General features: G+C 43.4%; 13 protein-coding genes. 12 read left to right on the plus strand and 1 reads right to left on the minus strand.

The annotated features are described in order from the left end of the window. Position 1: 1 nt before the first annotated feature. The 11 genes from LI074_RS03385 (at position 2) to spoIVA (ending at position 12907) form a co-directional block, all read left to right on the plus strand. Positions 2-1033, plus strand: coding sequence for a 4Fe-4S dicluster domain-containing protein (locus LI074_RS03385; protein WP_022380683.1), 1032 nt, complete (start codon positions 2-4; stop codon positions 1031-1033). Next, positions 1033-1887, plus strand: coding sequence for an FAD/NAD(P)-binding protein (locus LI074_RS03390; RefSeq protein WP_022380684.1), 855 nt, complete (start codon positions 1033-1035; stop codon positions 1885-1887). Before LI074_RS03385 ends, LI074_RS03390 begins: the two co-directional genes overlap by 1 nt. A gap of 178 nt (positions 1888-2065) precedes the next feature. Then, positions 2066-2743 carry a 2Fe-2S iron-sulfur cluster-binding protein gene (locus LI074_RS03395; protein ID WP_008703029.1) on the plus strand — a complete coding sequence of 226 codons (678 nt, stop codon included), beginning with the start codon at positions 2066-2068 and terminating at the stop codon, positions 2741-2743. Between the two features lie 14 nt (positions 2744-2757). Further along, on the plus strand, positions 2758-4371 hold the full coding sequence (locus LI074_RS03400) for an FAD-dependent oxidoreductase (protein WP_008703030.1): 1614 nt from the start codon (positions 2758-2760) through the stop codon (positions 4369-4371). Between the two features lie 136 nt (positions 4372-4507). Beyond that, complete coding sequence (locus LI074_RS03405; RefSeq protein ID WP_118409384.1) at positions 4508-5350, plus strand: fumarate hydratase; 843 nt, start codon at positions 4508-4510, stop codon at positions 5348-5350. A 1-nt stretch (position 5351) separates the two neighbouring features. Further along, positions 5352-5918: a Fe-S-containing hydro-lyase gene (locus LI074_RS03410; RefSeq protein WP_022380686.1), complete on the plus strand. Its 567-nt coding sequence runs from the start codon at positions 5352-5354 to the stop codon at positions 5916-5918. Between the two features lie 317 nt (positions 5919-6235). Next, the gene (locus tag LI074_RS03415; RefSeq protein ID WP_025576998.1) at positions 6236-6937 is read left to right on the plus strand and encodes a YoaK family protein; all 702 of its coding nucleotides are present in this window, start codon (positions 6236-6238) and stop codon (positions 6935-6937) included. Between the two features lie 323 nt (positions 6938-7260). After that, positions 7261-7740: a complex I 24 kDa subunit family protein gene (locus LI074_RS03420; protein WP_008703034.1), complete on the plus strand. Its 480-nt coding sequence runs from the start codon at positions 7261-7263 to the stop codon at positions 7738-7740. After that, a complete protein-coding gene (locus LI074_RS03425) occupies positions 7737-9608 on the plus strand; it encodes an NADH-quinone oxidoreductase subunit NuoF (RefSeq protein ID WP_022380689.1) in 1872 nt (623 codons plus the stop codon). The genes LI074_RS03420 and LI074_RS03425 overlap by 4 nt, the downstream gene beginning before the upstream one ends. Before the next feature lie 15 nt (positions 9609-9623). Beyond that, positions 9624-11312, plus strand: coding sequence for a [FeFe] hydrogenase, group A (locus tag LI074_RS03430; protein WP_055149631.1), 1689 nt, complete (start codon positions 9624-9626; stop codon positions 11310-11312). Positions 11313-11437: 125 nt separating this feature from the next. Beyond that, positions 11438-12907 (plus strand): stage IV sporulation protein A, encoded by a 1470-nt coding sequence (gene spoIVA, locus LI074_RS03435; protein WP_008703041.1) that lies wholly within the window; start codon positions 11438-11440, stop codon positions 12905-12907. Positions 12908-12988: 81 nt separating this feature from the next. On the opposite strand, the gene LI074_RS03440 is transcribed toward spoIVA, so the two are convergent. Next, on the minus strand, positions 12989-13360 hold the full coding sequence (locus LI074_RS03440) for a NusG domain II-containing protein (RefSeq protein ID WP_173680806.1): 372 nt from the start codon (positions 13358-13360) through the stop codon (positions 12989-12991). A 370-nt stretch (positions 13361-13730) separates the two neighbouring features. Here LI074_RS03440 and glpK point away from each other — a divergent pair, with 370 nt between their 5' ends. Next, positions 13731-15227, plus strand: coding sequence for a glycerol kinase GlpK (glpK, locus tag LI074_RS03445; protein ID WP_025577002.1), 1497 nt, complete (start codon positions 13731-13733; stop codon positions 15225-15227). The last annotated feature ends 57 nt before the right edge of the window (positions 15228-15284 follow it).

Consider the following 15284-nt stretch of genomic DNA (forward strand, 5'->3'; position numbering starts at 1 on the left):
TATGTATAAGATAGCAGCAGAAAATCTGCAGGCATTATTCCAGAAAATTGCCGCAGATCAGGATTTATATTTACCTGTCAAAGTCAGTGATCAGGTAAACTTCAGAGCATGGAGCCAGGACGCAGAAGTCTGTCTTGACACTTTAAAAACCGTAAAGTCACCAAAAGATGCTTTCTTTCCACAGAGTGAAAACCTTTATACCTGCGAAAAAGAAGGAAAGAACATTACCATCGAACCACAGGCATTACAGGAGAAAAACTTTGTTGTATTCGGTATGAAAGCCTGCGATGTACAGGGTGTAAAAGTTCTGGATAACGTATTTTTAAGTGATCCGGTAGATACCTTCTATGCAGCAAGAAGAGAGCATGGAACCATCGTTGCACTTGCATGTCATGAACCGGAAGAGAGCTGTTTCTGTAAGGTATTTGGCATTGACTGTGCAGATCCTGTTGCAGATGTTGCAGCATGGATGATCGAAGGCGAGCTTTACTGGAAACCTCTTACAGAGAAGGGCGAAGCTCTTACAAAAGCAGTTGCAGAACTTCTTAACGATGCGGATGAAGCAAAGGTAGAAGAAGAGAAAACTGCGATCCGCGCCATCGTAGAAAAACTTCCTTATTCCAATCTTTCTCTGGAAGGATGGGGACAGGAAGATTACATGGATCGTTTCAATTCTCCTGTATGGGAAGAACTTTATAAACCATGTCTGGCATGTGGTACCTGTACATTTGTATGCCCTACCTGCCAGTGCTATGATATCAAAGATTATGACACAGGACACGGCGTACAGCGTTACCGCTGCTGGGATTCCTGTATGTACTCTGACTTTACCATGATGGCACACGGAAATAACCGTAACAGCCAGATGCAGCGTTTCCGTCAGAGATTCATGCATAAACTTGTTTACTATCCGGTAAACAACAATGGAATGTTCTCATGTGTAGGATGCGGCCGCTGCGTTGAGAAATGCCCATCATCCTTAAATATCGTAAAAGTCATCAAAGCTTTTGAAAATCAGGGAGGTGAAAAATAATGAGCGAATGTACCTGCCATAAAAACTACACATTAGACACATTGATCCCGAAGGTTGGTGTGATCACAGATATCCGTCAGGAGACACCGGATGTTAAAACATTCCGTGTAAACGCTCCTGAAGGAGGAAAACTTTTTGAACATATGCCTGGTCAGTGTGCAATGGTCTGCGCACCAGGTGTAAGTGAAGGTATGTTTTCCATTACTTCTTCACCTACAAATAAAGAATATCAGGAATTCAGTATCAAGAAGTGCGGTGCACTGACCGATTATCTCCACAGCCTTCAGGTTGGAGATGAGATCACAGTCCGTGGACCATACGGAAATCATTTCCCTGTAGAAGATAAATTAAAAGGTAAAAACCTTCTGTTTATCGCAGGTGGTATCGGACTTGCACCTCTTCGTTCTGTTATCAACTATGTACTGGATAACCGTGCAGATTACGGAACAGTAGATATCCTCTATGGTTCCCGTTCCGCAGATGACCTGGTACAGTTAAAAGAAATCCAGGAAGTCTGGATGAAAGCAGAGGGAGTTAATGTTTATCTGACAATCGACCGTGAACAGGAAGGCTGGGACGGACACGTTGGATTCGTTCCTTCTTATCTGAAAGAGATTGGATTCGATACAAACAAAACAGCACTTGTCTGCGGACCGCCGATCATGATCAAGTTCGTTCTTGCAGGACTGGAAGAACTGGGCTTCTCCAGAGAACAGGTTTACACAACTCTGGAGCTTCGTATGAAATGCGGTATCGGTAAATGCGGCCGTTGCAATATCGGTTCCAAATACGTCTGCAAAGACGGTCCGGTATTCAGATGCGACGAGATTGATGAATTACCTGCAGAATATTGATAAGCAATGAGCAGTGCAGAAAGTGATGTGAAGGAATGCGTCATGCTTGCATATAAGCATTCTTTCACAGAACATTCTGTAGGGCGAACGCCCTCAAGCGAGAAGTAGCGTAGCGGATTCGAGCTTGTATGTGCTGCTGACGACAGATGATATATATAGAAAGGACTGGTAATCTCAAATGGAAAAGAATATGGTAAACGTATATTTTTTCGGTAAGAAATACAGCGTACCTGCAGAACTTACAATTATGACTGCCATGGAATATGCCGGTTATACATTAAAGAGAGGATGCGGTTGCAGACACGGATTCTGCGGAGCCTGCGCAACAATCTACAGAATCAAAGGTGAAAACGAGCTGAAAACATGTCTTGCCTGTCAGACACAGGTACAGGAAGGAATGTATGTAGCAAGCATCCCGTTCTTCCCTACAGATAAGAGACTCTACAACATCGAAGACCTGAAACCGAATCAGCAGGTAATGATGGAACTCTATCCGGAAATCTACAGCTGTATCGGATGTAATGCCTGTACAAAAGCATGTACTCAGGACTTAAATGTAATGCAGTACATCGCATATGCACAGAGAGGCGAACTTGAAAAATGTGCAGAGGAATCCTTCGACTGCGTAAGTTGCGGATGCTGTTCTGTAAGATGTCCGGCCGGTATTTCCCATCCGATGGTAGGTCTTCTGGCAAGACGTCTCACAGGTAAATATATCGCGCCTAAGAGCGAACATCTGGAGAAACGTGTAGAAGAAATCCACGAAGGTAAATATGATGATCTGATCGAGCAGATCATGCAGAAACCAATCACAGACATGCAGGAACTTTACAACAACAGAGAAATTGAGAAATAGGGAGGGCGTAAAACATGTATGCACCATATCCAGAAAATATGATGGAATCCATCAAAAAGGTAGAGGCTACAAGAGCACAGCGTATGGCAACAGAGCCAAGACGTCTGACAGCTGAAGAGAAAGACGCTCTTCTTGAGAAATTCCATCCGGATTATAATCCAGACGCGTTTGCAGAAATCAAAGTAGGACCGAACAAAGGACAGAAAGCTCCTCTGGAACTGGCAGAAATGCTTCATTCAACAAGCCGTCTGATCAACGAAAAAATTGACCTTACAAAAATTGATTATGATGTAGATGTACTTGTAATCGGCGGCGGCGGTGCAGGTTCTTCCTGTGCAATCGAAGCACATAATGCAGGTGCTGACGTTATGATCGTTACAAAGCTTCGTATCGGTGATGCCAATACAATGATGGCTGAAGGTGGTATCCAGGCAGCTGACAAAGAGAATGATTCTCCTGTACAGCATTATCTGGATTGCTTCGGCGGCGGACATTTTGCTGCAAAACCGGAACTGGTAAAGAGACTGGTAATGGAAGCTCCGGATGCCATCAAATGGCTCAATGACCTTGGTGTTGAATTTGATAAAGCAGAAGACGGAACCATGGTTACCACACACGGCGGCGGTACTTCCAGAAAGAGAATGCATGCTGCAAAGGATTATTCTGGATCTGAGATCATGCGTACCATCAGAGATGAAGTTCTGAATCTTAAGATTCCGGTAGTTGAATTTACTTCAGCTGTTGAACTTCTGAAAGATGAAAAAGGACAGGTTGCAGGTGCAGTTCTTCTTAACATGGAAACAGGAGATTATTCTGTTGCAAGAGCCAAAACTGTTGTAATCGCAACAGGTGGTGCAGGAAGAATGCATTATCAGGGATTCCCGACATCTAACCATTATGGCGCAACTGCAGACGGACTTGTACTTGGATACAGAGCTGGTGCTTCCCTTCTTTATCAGGATTCTATCCAGTACCATCCAACAGGAGCAATCTATCCATCACAGATCATGGGTGCTCTGGTAACAGAAAAAGTTCGTTCCGTTGGTGCACAGCTTGTAAATGCAAACGGAGAAGCTTATATTCATCCGCTTGAAACCCGTGACGTAAATGCTTCCGGTGTTATCCGTGAATGCGAAGAAGGCCGCGGCGTAGAAGTTCCAGGTGGACTGAAAGGTGTATGGCTTGACACTCCGATGATCGAGATCCTCGGTGGCGAAGGAACCATCGAAAAGAGAATCCCGGCTATGTTCCGTATGTACATGAACTACGGCATTGATATGAGAAAAGTTCCTATCGTTATTTATCCGACACTTCACTACCAGAACGGTGGTCTTGAGATTAACGGAGACGGATTCACAAAAGAAATTCCAAACCTGTTAGTTGCAGGAGAAGCCGCAGGTGGAATCCACGGAAGAAACAGACTGATGGGTAACTCTCTTCTGGATGTTATCGTATTCGGAAGAAATGCAGGTAAAAAAGCAGCTGCAAAATGCAAGAACGTAGAGCTTGGTGAAATGAACCTGGATCATATCTACAAATATGCAGATGAACTGGACAAAGCAGGCGTACATACTGATAAGGTATCTCCATTACTGCTTCCAAAATACGCTCGTCACGAACAGCGCTAATAAGATACTCAGAATGTAAAAAAGAGCTCCCGGTATCGATAAGGGATTACCGGTACCGGGAGCCTTTGATATAATGCAAAAGGGATATGTCACCTCCCGGTGAATATCCCCAAATGAAAGAAGGGAGCTTACCAGAATGCGTGAAGTAGAAGTAAGCAGACTTACAGATGTCATCGAAAAACTCTGTATCGAAGCAAATGAACATCTTCCGGAAGACGTAAAATGTGCGATCAAAACATGCCGCGCATGCGAAGACGGAGAGATTGCCAAGGGTATCCTTGACAATATTATTGAGAATTTTGATATTGCAGATAACGAGAACGTGCCGATCTGCCAGGATACAGGAATGGCATGTGTATTCCTTGAAATAGGACAGGATGTACATTTTGTTGGCGGAGATCTCACCGATGCGATCAATGAAGGTGTACGCCGCGGATACGACAAAGGATATTTAAGAAAATCTGTAGTAAAAGACCCGGTACGCCGTGGAAACACAGGGGACAATACACCGGCTATGATTTACACAGAAATCGTTCCTGGCGATAAAGTTAAGATCACAGTAGGACCGAAAGGTTTCGGAAGTGAGAACATGAGTCAGATCCGTATGTTCAAACCATCCGCAGGATTGCAGGGAATCAAGGATTTCATCCTTGAAGTAGTAGAGACCGCAGGACCAAACCCATGTCCGCCAATGGTAGTCGGAGTTGGTATCGGAGGAACCTTTGACAAATGTGCACTTCTTGCAAAGAAAGCACTGATGAGACCTCTGGATACTCAGAACCCGGATCCGTTCTATGCTGATCTTGAGAAAGAAATGCTGGAAAAAGTAAACAAGCTTGGAATCGGACCTCAGGGATTTGGCGGAAAGACAACAGCCATCGGCCTGAATATCGAAACAATGCCGACTCATATTGCAGGTATGCCATGTGCGGTTAATATCAACTGCCATGTAACCCGCCATAAATCGGAGGTGATCTGAGATGGAAAGAAAGAAAATTACACTTCCACTTACTAGAGAGCTGGCAAGAACTCTCCATGCAGGTGATCAGGTATTATTAACAGGTACTATTTATACATCACGTGATGCAGGACACAAGAGAATGTGTGAGGCCCTTGCAAAAGGTGAGAAAATTCCATTTGATCCTACAGATGCAACCATCTACTATGTAGGACCAACTCCTGCAAAACCAGGCGCAGTCATCGGCTCCGCAGGCCCTACAACCAGCGGACGTATGGATGCCTATGCACCCACAATGATGTCTGTGGGAGCAAGAGGAATGATCGGAAAAGGTGCCCGCCTTCCGGAAGTAGTAGACGCCATGAAGAAATATGATGGTGTATACTTCGGAGCTATCGGCGGTGCAGGTGCGCTTCTTGCAAAATGCATCAAAAAGGCCGAACTGATCGCATATGAAGATCTGGGAGCAGAAGCACTTCGTAAATTGTATGTAGAGGATATGCCTCTTGTAGTCATCATTGACTCAGAAGGTAATAATCTGTACGAGATGGGAAAAGCAGAATATCTCAAAGAACACGGAGATAAGTAATTCTGCAGATACATAAAAAAATAACTTCCATATGCTGTAGACATACAGTATATGGAAGTTGCTTTATATAGCCAAAATTATATATATATTGTATCCAATATATAAAAATCATATATACAATAATATGAATTATATCTTTTACATTTGACCTATAAACGTATAACATGATAATCAGGGTCAGGGACCCGCCAAACATGAGAAAGCAGCGATTTACGCAGTAAATCAGCGGATTTCGAATGTTTGAGAAAGACGGTAAAAGAATAAAGGCAGTTATCCGTACAGGAGATAACTGCAAATAAACTTGAACGGGGAAAATCATGAAAGATCATAATCAACACGAAATACAAATGTCGGAAGCCTTTTTAAACAGTGCATTCCTGGCACTGTCAGGAGGTTTTCAGGATGCTTACACCTATAATGCAAGAAACGAAGTATTCTGTAATGCACAGACAGGAAACGTCGTTCTTATGAGCCAGCACTTTATGGCAGGAGAACTGACAGCAGGACTGGGATACTTCTTTCCTATTATTTTCTTTGCACTGGGCGTATGGGTTGCGGAGAAAATACAGGCAAATTATAAATATGCGCAGAAGCTCCACTGGAGACAGGGTGTTCTGCTGGCAGAAATCCTGATCTTATTTACAGTAGGTTTCCTGCCAACCGAATACAATATGCTGGCAAATGCCATGGCATCTTTCGCCTGTGCAATGCAGGTACAGTCCTTCCGCAAGGTAAACGGATATTCCTATGCAAGTACTATGTGTATCGGTAATTTGCGCAGTGGTACAGCTGCGTTGTCAGTTTATTTTCGTGAAAAAAAATCAAAACAGCTAAAACAGGCGATGTATTATTTTGGAATCATCCTTATGTTTGCCTTGGGTGCCGGCATTGGTGGAAATCTGTCCATACGCTATGGAATCAGAATGATCTGGGTTTCCTGTGGATTCCTTATGATCAGCTTTCTGTTGATGTTTATAGAAAAATATAAGCATTTCCATGAGGAACATGAAATTAAATAATGCAGCCATTTCCAGAAAGGTCATTGAGAAGAAGATAATATTCTTTTCAATGATCTTTTTTTGTTTTGATATTGCTATTAAATTAACAACCCTGTTAAAGAAATTGCTTTTCATTTATATACATTTATGAATACTATACATCTATAACAAATTGTTATAAATTAATTTCAGAAAATTTCAAAAATGATATTGTGCAAAACAACTATATAATGTATAATATCAACAGCACATATGTTGAAAATAACTAAAGCTGCGTGGGAATCGATATATCGGTACTATATTAAAACCGATGTATCAAAATTACTATTTAAGGAGGGAACCGAATGTTAGACCAGTCTTATTACAGAAAAGCGGATGAGATCATCGAGCACTATGGACGTACAGCAGCATCGCTGATTCCGATCATGCAGGATATTCAGGCGGAATATCGTTACCTGCCGGGAGAATTGCTGACTTATGTAGCGAAAGAAATCGGAGTAAAAGAAGCCAAGGCCTACAGTGTAGCCACATTCTATGAGAATTTTTCTTTTGAGCCGAAAGGGAAATATGTCATTAAAGTGTGTGACGGAACAGCCTGTCATGTGAGAAAATCCATGCCTGTAAAAGAGGCTTTGATGAAGGAACTTGGACTGAGCAACAAGAAACACACTACAGATGACATGCTTTTTACCGTAGAAACAGTATCCTGTCTGGGTGCATGTGGACTTGCCCCCACACTGACTGTCAATGATGAAGTACATCCGAAGATGACTCCTGAGAAAGCTGTAGAACTTTTGAATAAACTGAGAGGAGAGTGCGTATGAGTATTAAGAGTAAAGAAGACCTGTTAAATAAGCAGGCTGAAGTAAATGAGCAGATTAAATCTTATACCTGCCGCGTTCTTGTCTGTTCAGGTACCGGATGTATCGCATCCGGAGCGCAGAAGATTTATGAAGAGATGTCAGTACTCTGTGAGAGAATTGATGGAGTAACAGTTGAAATGCAGAAGGATGTGCCTCATGTAGGCGTGATCAAGACAGGGTGCCAGGGCTTATGTGAACTTGGACCTCTGATGAGAATTGAACCATATGATTATCAGTATGTTCACGTACAGCCGGAAGACTGTAAGGAAATTGTGGAGAGAACTATATTGGAAGGGAAACCTGTAGAGAGACTGTTTTATCGTGATAATAATACAGTCTGTCCACATCCTGATGATATTCCTTTCTTAAATCAACAAACACGTATCGTTCTTGAAAACTGCGGAAAAATCGATGCGGAATCTATCGAAGAGTATATTGCTGTGGGAGGCTATCAGGCACTTGCAAAAGTGATGGGAAGCATGTCCCCGCAGGAAGTTATTGATGAAGTAACTAAATCCGGGCTTCGCGGTCGTGGCGGTGCAGGATTCCCGGCAGGCAAGAAATGGTCTCAGGTTGCACGCCAGGCAGAGAAAACCCGCTATGTTGTATGTAATGGTGATGAGGGTGATCCCGGTGCATTTATGGATGGTTCCGTCATGGAAGGTGATCCATATAAGATGATCGAAGGTATGACTATTGCAGCCTACGCAGTCGGTGCGGAGAATGGATATATTTATGTTCGTGCAGAGTATCCTCTTTCTGTAAAGAGACTTAGGATGGCGATTGAACAGGCAGAAAAATATGGCCTGTTAGGTGATAATATTTTAAATTCCGGTGTAAACTTCCATTTACATATCAACAGAGGTGCCGGAGCTTTCGTATGTGGAGAAGGTTCGGCACTTACCGCATCTATCGAGGGTAACAGAGGTATGCCTCGTGTAAAACCGCCCCGTACAGTAGAGAAAGGTCTGTGGGGTAAGCCTACAGTTCTTAATAATGTAGAAACCTATGCTAATGTACCGAAGATTATTCTTCAGGGAGCAGACTGGTTCCGCACCATCGGTACAGAGGGAAGCCCCGGAACAAAAACCTTCTCACTGACCGGTTCTATCGAGAATACCGGTCTGATCGAGGTTCCTATGGGAACCACACTCCGCCACATTATCTATGATATCGGCGGTGGATTGAAGAGTGGCGCCGCATTTAAGGGCGTCCAGATCGGCGGTCCGTCCGGCGGATGTCTGATCCTGGATCAGTTGGATGCACCTCTTGACTTTGATTCTGTCAAAAAATTAGATGCGATCATGGGATCCGGTGGTCTGGTAGTTATGGACGAGAATACCTGTATGGTTGAGGTTGCCAGATTCTTTATGAACTTCACCCAGCGTGAGAGCTGTGGCAAATGTGTTCCATGCCGTGAGGGTACCAAACGTATGCTGGAGATCCTGGAGAGGATCGTAGATGGCAAGGGTGAGATGTCCGATCTGGATGAGCTGGAAGAGCTTGCAAATATGGTTCAGAACATGGCTCTGTGCGGACTTGGCAAGAGTGCACCTCTTCCTGTTATTAGTACTCTCAAACGCTTCCGCGATGAATATGAGGAACATATCCGCGATAAGAAATGCCGTGCAAAAGTATGTACTGCTCTTCGTCAGTTCCACATCAACCCTGAGTTCTGTATCGGCTGCGGTAAATGTGCAAAGAACTGTCCGGCAGGTGCAATCTCAGGTAAGATTAAACATCCATATCACATTGATAACGACATCTGTATCAAATGCGGTGCATGTAAGGACAACTGTAACTTTGATGCAGTATATGTGGAAGCATAGAAGGGAGGATACACTATGGGCCATATGATAATTGACGGTAGAAAGGTAGAATTTACCGATGAAAAAAATGTCCTGTCTGTCATCCGCAAGGCAGGGATCAATATTCCGACACTGTGCTACCACTCAGAGGTATCCACTTTTGGTGCCTGTCGTTTATGTACAGTTGAAGACGAGAGGGGAAAAACATTTGCCTCATGTTCTGAACAGCCAAGAGATGGAATGGTGATCTATACCAATTCCGGAAGAGTCAAGAAATACAGAAAACTAATTGTAGAATTATTGCTTGCAGCACATTGTCGTGACTGTACAACCTGTGTTAAGAGTGGTGAGTGTGTCCTTCAGGAACTGGCACACAGGCTGGGCGTACAGACAATCCGTTTCAAAAATACCAGGGAATATCATGAGTTGGATACAAGTTCTCCTTCTCTGGTTCGTGATCCAAACAAATGTATTCTGTGTGGTGACTGCGTACGTGCCTGCGAAGAACTTCAGGGAATCGGAGCTTTAGGATTTGCATTCCGGGGAACTGAGGCCATGGTAATGCCTGCATTTAACAAAAAAATCGCAGAGACAGAATGTGTAAACTGCGGTCAGTGTCGTGTATATTGCCCAACAGGTGCGATTGCGATCAAGACACATATGGACGAGGCATGGGAAGCACTTGCTGATCCGAATATACGTGTAGTTGCTCAGATTGCTCCTGCAGTACGTGTCGCAGTAGGTGATCATTATGGACTGACCAAAGGCAAGAGTGTTATGGGTAAGATTGTCAATGCTCTCCACAGAATGGGATTCGATGAAGTTTATGATACTTCATTCAGTGCTGACCTTACTATTATGGAAGAGAGTGCCGAGTTCCTTGACAGAATTAAGAAGGGTGAGAAACTTCCGCTTCTTACTTCCTGTTGTCCTGCATGGGTGAAGTTTATCACAGACCAGTACAAGGAGTATATTCCTAATCTTTCTACCTGCCGTTCTCCACAGGGAATGCTCTCAGCAGTAATCAAAGAGTACTTCCGCGATCCGGAACATGCCGGCGGCAAGAAAACAGTTATGATCTCTATTATGCCATGTACAGCCAAGAAGGCAGAAGCAGTTCGTCCGAACAGCTTCACAGACGGTGAACAGGATACAGATATCGTTATTACAACTACAGAGCTGCTCCGCATGATCGATAACTTTGGTCTTGACTTTGCAACTCTTGATCCGGAAGCCTGTGATATGCCGTTTGGCTTCGGCTCCGGTGGTGGTGTTATCTTCGGTGTTACAGGAGGTGTTACAGAAGCAGTTCTCCGCCGCCTGACTCCGGATCACAGCAAAGAAACCATGCATGAGATCGCAGAATGCGGTGTTCGTGGAGATGAGGGAATCAAGGAATTTACAGTTCCTTATGAAGGAATGAACCTTAATATCTGTGTTGCCAGCGGCCTTGCAAATGCAAGAACCGTTATGGAACAGGTTAAGAATGGTGAGAAAGAATATCATCTGATCGAGATCATGGCATGCCGCCGTGGATGTATCATGGGTGGCGGACAGCCGACAAGATCCGGCGACAGAACCAAAGCTCTGAGAGCTAAGGGCCTGTATAATGCAGATAATACAACTATCATTAAGAAATCCGATGAAAACCCGTTAGTTCTGGAACTTTACAACGGACTTCTGAAAGGCAAAGAGCATCATCTGCTTCACAATGATTCCTATTAAGAAACATCTGTGATACCTGCCAGTAACAATATGTCCAAATGATAAATAGAATATTTTAAAGCTTCCTTGCATATTTTATAACAATACATGAAGGTTATGTGTAAATATGCAAGGGGGCTATTTTTATGGAAAATTTTCAGGTGTATCGTGATATCCAGGCCCGTACAGGGGGAGATATATACATAGGGGTCGTAGGACCTGTCCGCACAGGAAAATCTACATTTATCCGCAGATTCATGGAACTTGTTGCATTGCCGCAGATGTCAGATACAAAGCAGGCAGAGATCAGAGATCAGCTTCCTTTAAGCGGATCAGGCAAAATCATCACCACAGCAGAAACAAAATTTATTCCCAAAGAAGCAGTTCCCATCACTCTCGGAGAAGATCAGCAGGTAAAGATCCGCCTGATCGACAGTGTGGGTTTTCTGGTAAAGGGTGCATCCGGGCAGACGGAGGACGGTAAAGAACGAATGGTAAAAACTCCCTGGTTTGAGCAGGCAATCCCATTTCGCGAGGCCGCACGCATCGGAACACAGAAAGTAATTCAGGAGCATTCCACAATAGGTATTGTGGTCACAACTGACGGAAGTTTCGGTGAACTTCCCAGAGACAATTTTCCGGAGGCAGAAGAGAAGACTATTCAGGAACTGAAAAAACAGCAGAAACCATTTATCGTGCTGGTAAATTCGCAGATGCCATATAAAGATGCGGCTCTGAAAACAGCGGAAGAAATCCAACAGAAATATAAGGTAACTGCTCTGACAGTAAACTGTGACCAATTGAGAAAAGAAGATATTGCCAGGATTCTGGAGAAGGTTTTATATGAATTTCCTGTCAGTCAGATTCAGTTTTTTATTCCGCGCTGGGTAGAAATGCTTCCCCTGGAGCATGAGTTAAAACAGCAGATTCTTTCACAGATCAGGGATAAAATGAAAAGTATGCAGCATATACGTGATATCACAAAGGAATCTGTAAAATTATCCGGACCTTATGTACAGGATTCCCTTCTGGAAGATGTAGGCTTATCCGATGGAACAGTAAAGGTAAGAATACGCATAAAGGAAGAATATTATTACAGGATGCTCAGTCAGATGAGTGGAATCGAAATGGAGAGTGAATATGAACTGATCCATACAATGCAGGAACTGGTACATATGAAAGAGGAATATGTAAAAGTGCAGGCTGCACTGGAAGCAGTGCGTGGAACCGGTTATGGTGTGGTTGTCCCGAATCTGGATGAGATTGAGATCGCACAGCCTGAAGTGATCCGACAGGGAAATAAATATGGAGTAAAGATAAAATCAAAGAGTCCGTCTATCCATATGATAAAGGCAAATATAGAAACTGAAATTGCTCCCATAGTAGGAACAGAACAGCAGGCAAAGGATCTGATCCAGTATATTGACGAAGGCAGCCAGAGGGGGGAGAGTATCTGGGAGACTAATATTTTCGGTAAATCCATTGAGCAGCTGGTACAGGATGGCATCCGAAGCAAGATTGCAGCTATCAGCGAAGAAAGCCAGGTAAAGCTTCAGGATACCATGCAGAAAATTGTCAATGACAGTAAGGGCGGGCTGGTGTGTATCATCATATAGCTGCCGTATAATATGGTTCCTTTTAATTTTGCTTTTTAGCCGAACTGTGAAACAGTTATTCAGTTACAGGCAACGGAGAGCTCAGGTTACTGTGTCAATTACCGGTTCGTCAGTTTTTTTACTGTCAGTACTTTTTTCCCCTTCAATAACGACTTTATTAGGGAGGCATACGATGGTGCCTCCTTTTTCATCGATTGCCTTCTGTTTCATACACAGATGATCGGGGCATTGTGCAGAGATCATACGTGCCTGACCGTCTTTGATCTCACAGACATTTGTATCGTTGATTTTAATCGTCTGATCCTTTTCCAGAGAATAAGTTCCATATTCTTTTCCGTCTACAGTAATACGGATGGAACCATGACTGCCCTTATTTATAAGAGACATTCCTCCCCACATCGCAAGTGCAAGAATAAGGATACCACCTATAAAAATAAATTCTTTTTTCTTCAAAATATTGTACTCCATCTTTCTATAATAGCAGTAAGGTTTGTGTTACTGTTCACTGATAATATCCTGCAAAGCGTATTACTGAGAACGGAGTGAACAATAACAGGTTTGTTTTGTCTGCATCATAACATGAATAAAAAAGAATAGCAACCTTCAGATGTTTGTGGTATGGTTATAATAATAAAATGTACTCTCGGAGTCTTTATTGCACTTGCTTTTGCGGCTGATTTTTTGTTAGCTGCACCCGAATTTTATCAACGTACGCACCGCGTACGCCTCAAAAATTTGGGCACATCTAACAAAAAATCTTCTCACAAAATCAAGTACAAAAAGATTCCGAGAGTACATTGAAAGAGAACGGAGGAAATCTTTTATGGGAAAATATATTATGGCACTGGATGCCGGGACGACCAGCAACCGCTGTATCCTGTTTAATGAAAAGGGAGAACGTTTAAGTGTTGCACAGAGAGAATTTACCCAGTATTTCCCGAAACCGGGCTGGGTAGAACATGATGCAGATGAGATATGGGCCAGTATGCTGGGTGTGGCAGTAGAGGCAATGACCAAGATCGGAGCAGATGCTTCAAAGATCGCTGCGATCGGAATCACAAACCAGAGAGAAACTGCAATCGTATGGGATAAAAATACCGGCGTACCTGTCTATCATGCGATCGTATGGCAGTGTCGCAGAACATCGGAATACTGCGACTCGCTGAAAGCCAGAGGACTGACTGAGAAATTCAGGGAGAAAACAGGGCTTGTGATCGATGCTTATTTCTCTGCAACAAAAATAAAGTGGATTCTGGACAATGTAGAAGGAGCCAGAGAGAAAGCGCAGAAAGGGCAGCTTTTGTTTGGAACTGTGGAAACCTGGCTGATCTGGAAACTGACAAAGGGCAGAGTCCATGTTACAGATTATTCCAATGCATCCAGAACCATGCTTTTTAATATCAATACTTTACAGTGGGATCAGGAAATTTTGAATGAACTTGACATTCCAAAGTCCATGCTTCCCAAACCAATGCCATCTAGCTGTATTTATGGAAAAGCAGATCCGGCAGTCCTTGGCGGTGCTATCCCTATTGCAGGTGCAGCAGGTGATCAGCAGGCTGCTTTGTTTGGCCAGACCTGCTTTAATGCCGGAGAAGCAAAAAATACTTATGGCACAGGATGTTTTCTTCTGATGAATACAGGAGAGAAACCTGTCTTTTCAAAGAACGGACTGGTTACTACGATTGCGTGGGGATTGGACGGAAAGGTAACCTATGCATTGGAAGGATCAATTTTTGTTGCAGGTGCAGCTATCCAGTGGCTGCGAGATGAATTAAAGGTAATTGATTCCTCTGAAGATTCCGAGTATATGGCAAATAAAGTATCAGATACACATGGATGTTATGTTGTGCCGGCCTTTACAGGACTGGGAGCTCCCCACTGGGATCAGTATGCGAGAGGTACGATCGTAGGAATTACCCGCGGTGTGAACAAATATCACATTATCCGCGCAACGCTGGAATCTATTGCCTATCAGGTAAATGACGTACTAAATGCCATGAAAGCAGATTCAGGCATTAATCTGGCGGCATTAAAAGTTGATGGCGGAGCCAGTGCCAACAATTTCCTGATGCAGACACAGGCAGATATTATCAATGCACCGGTCAACCGTCCATGCTGTGTTGAGACAACTGCAATGGGGGCTGCTTATCTGGCAGGTCTGGCAGTAGGCTACTGGAGCAGTAAAGAAGAAGTGCGCCACAATTGGTCTATTGACCAGAAATTCTATCCGTCTATCACCGAAGAAACAAGAGAGCAAAAGATTAAAGGATGGAATAAAGCTGTGAAATATTCTTACGGATGGGCGAAGGATGAATAAAGCCGTTTCGGGATATGAAGTGAGAATTAACAGTTGCTTACATTTTATCAGCAAAGC

It is taken from the genome of Blautia sp. MSK18_10 (genome assembly GCF_020553185.1).
Taxonomy (GTDB): domain Bacteria; phylum Bacillota; class Clostridia; order Lachnospirales; family Lachnospiraceae; genus Blautia_A; species Blautia_A wexlerae.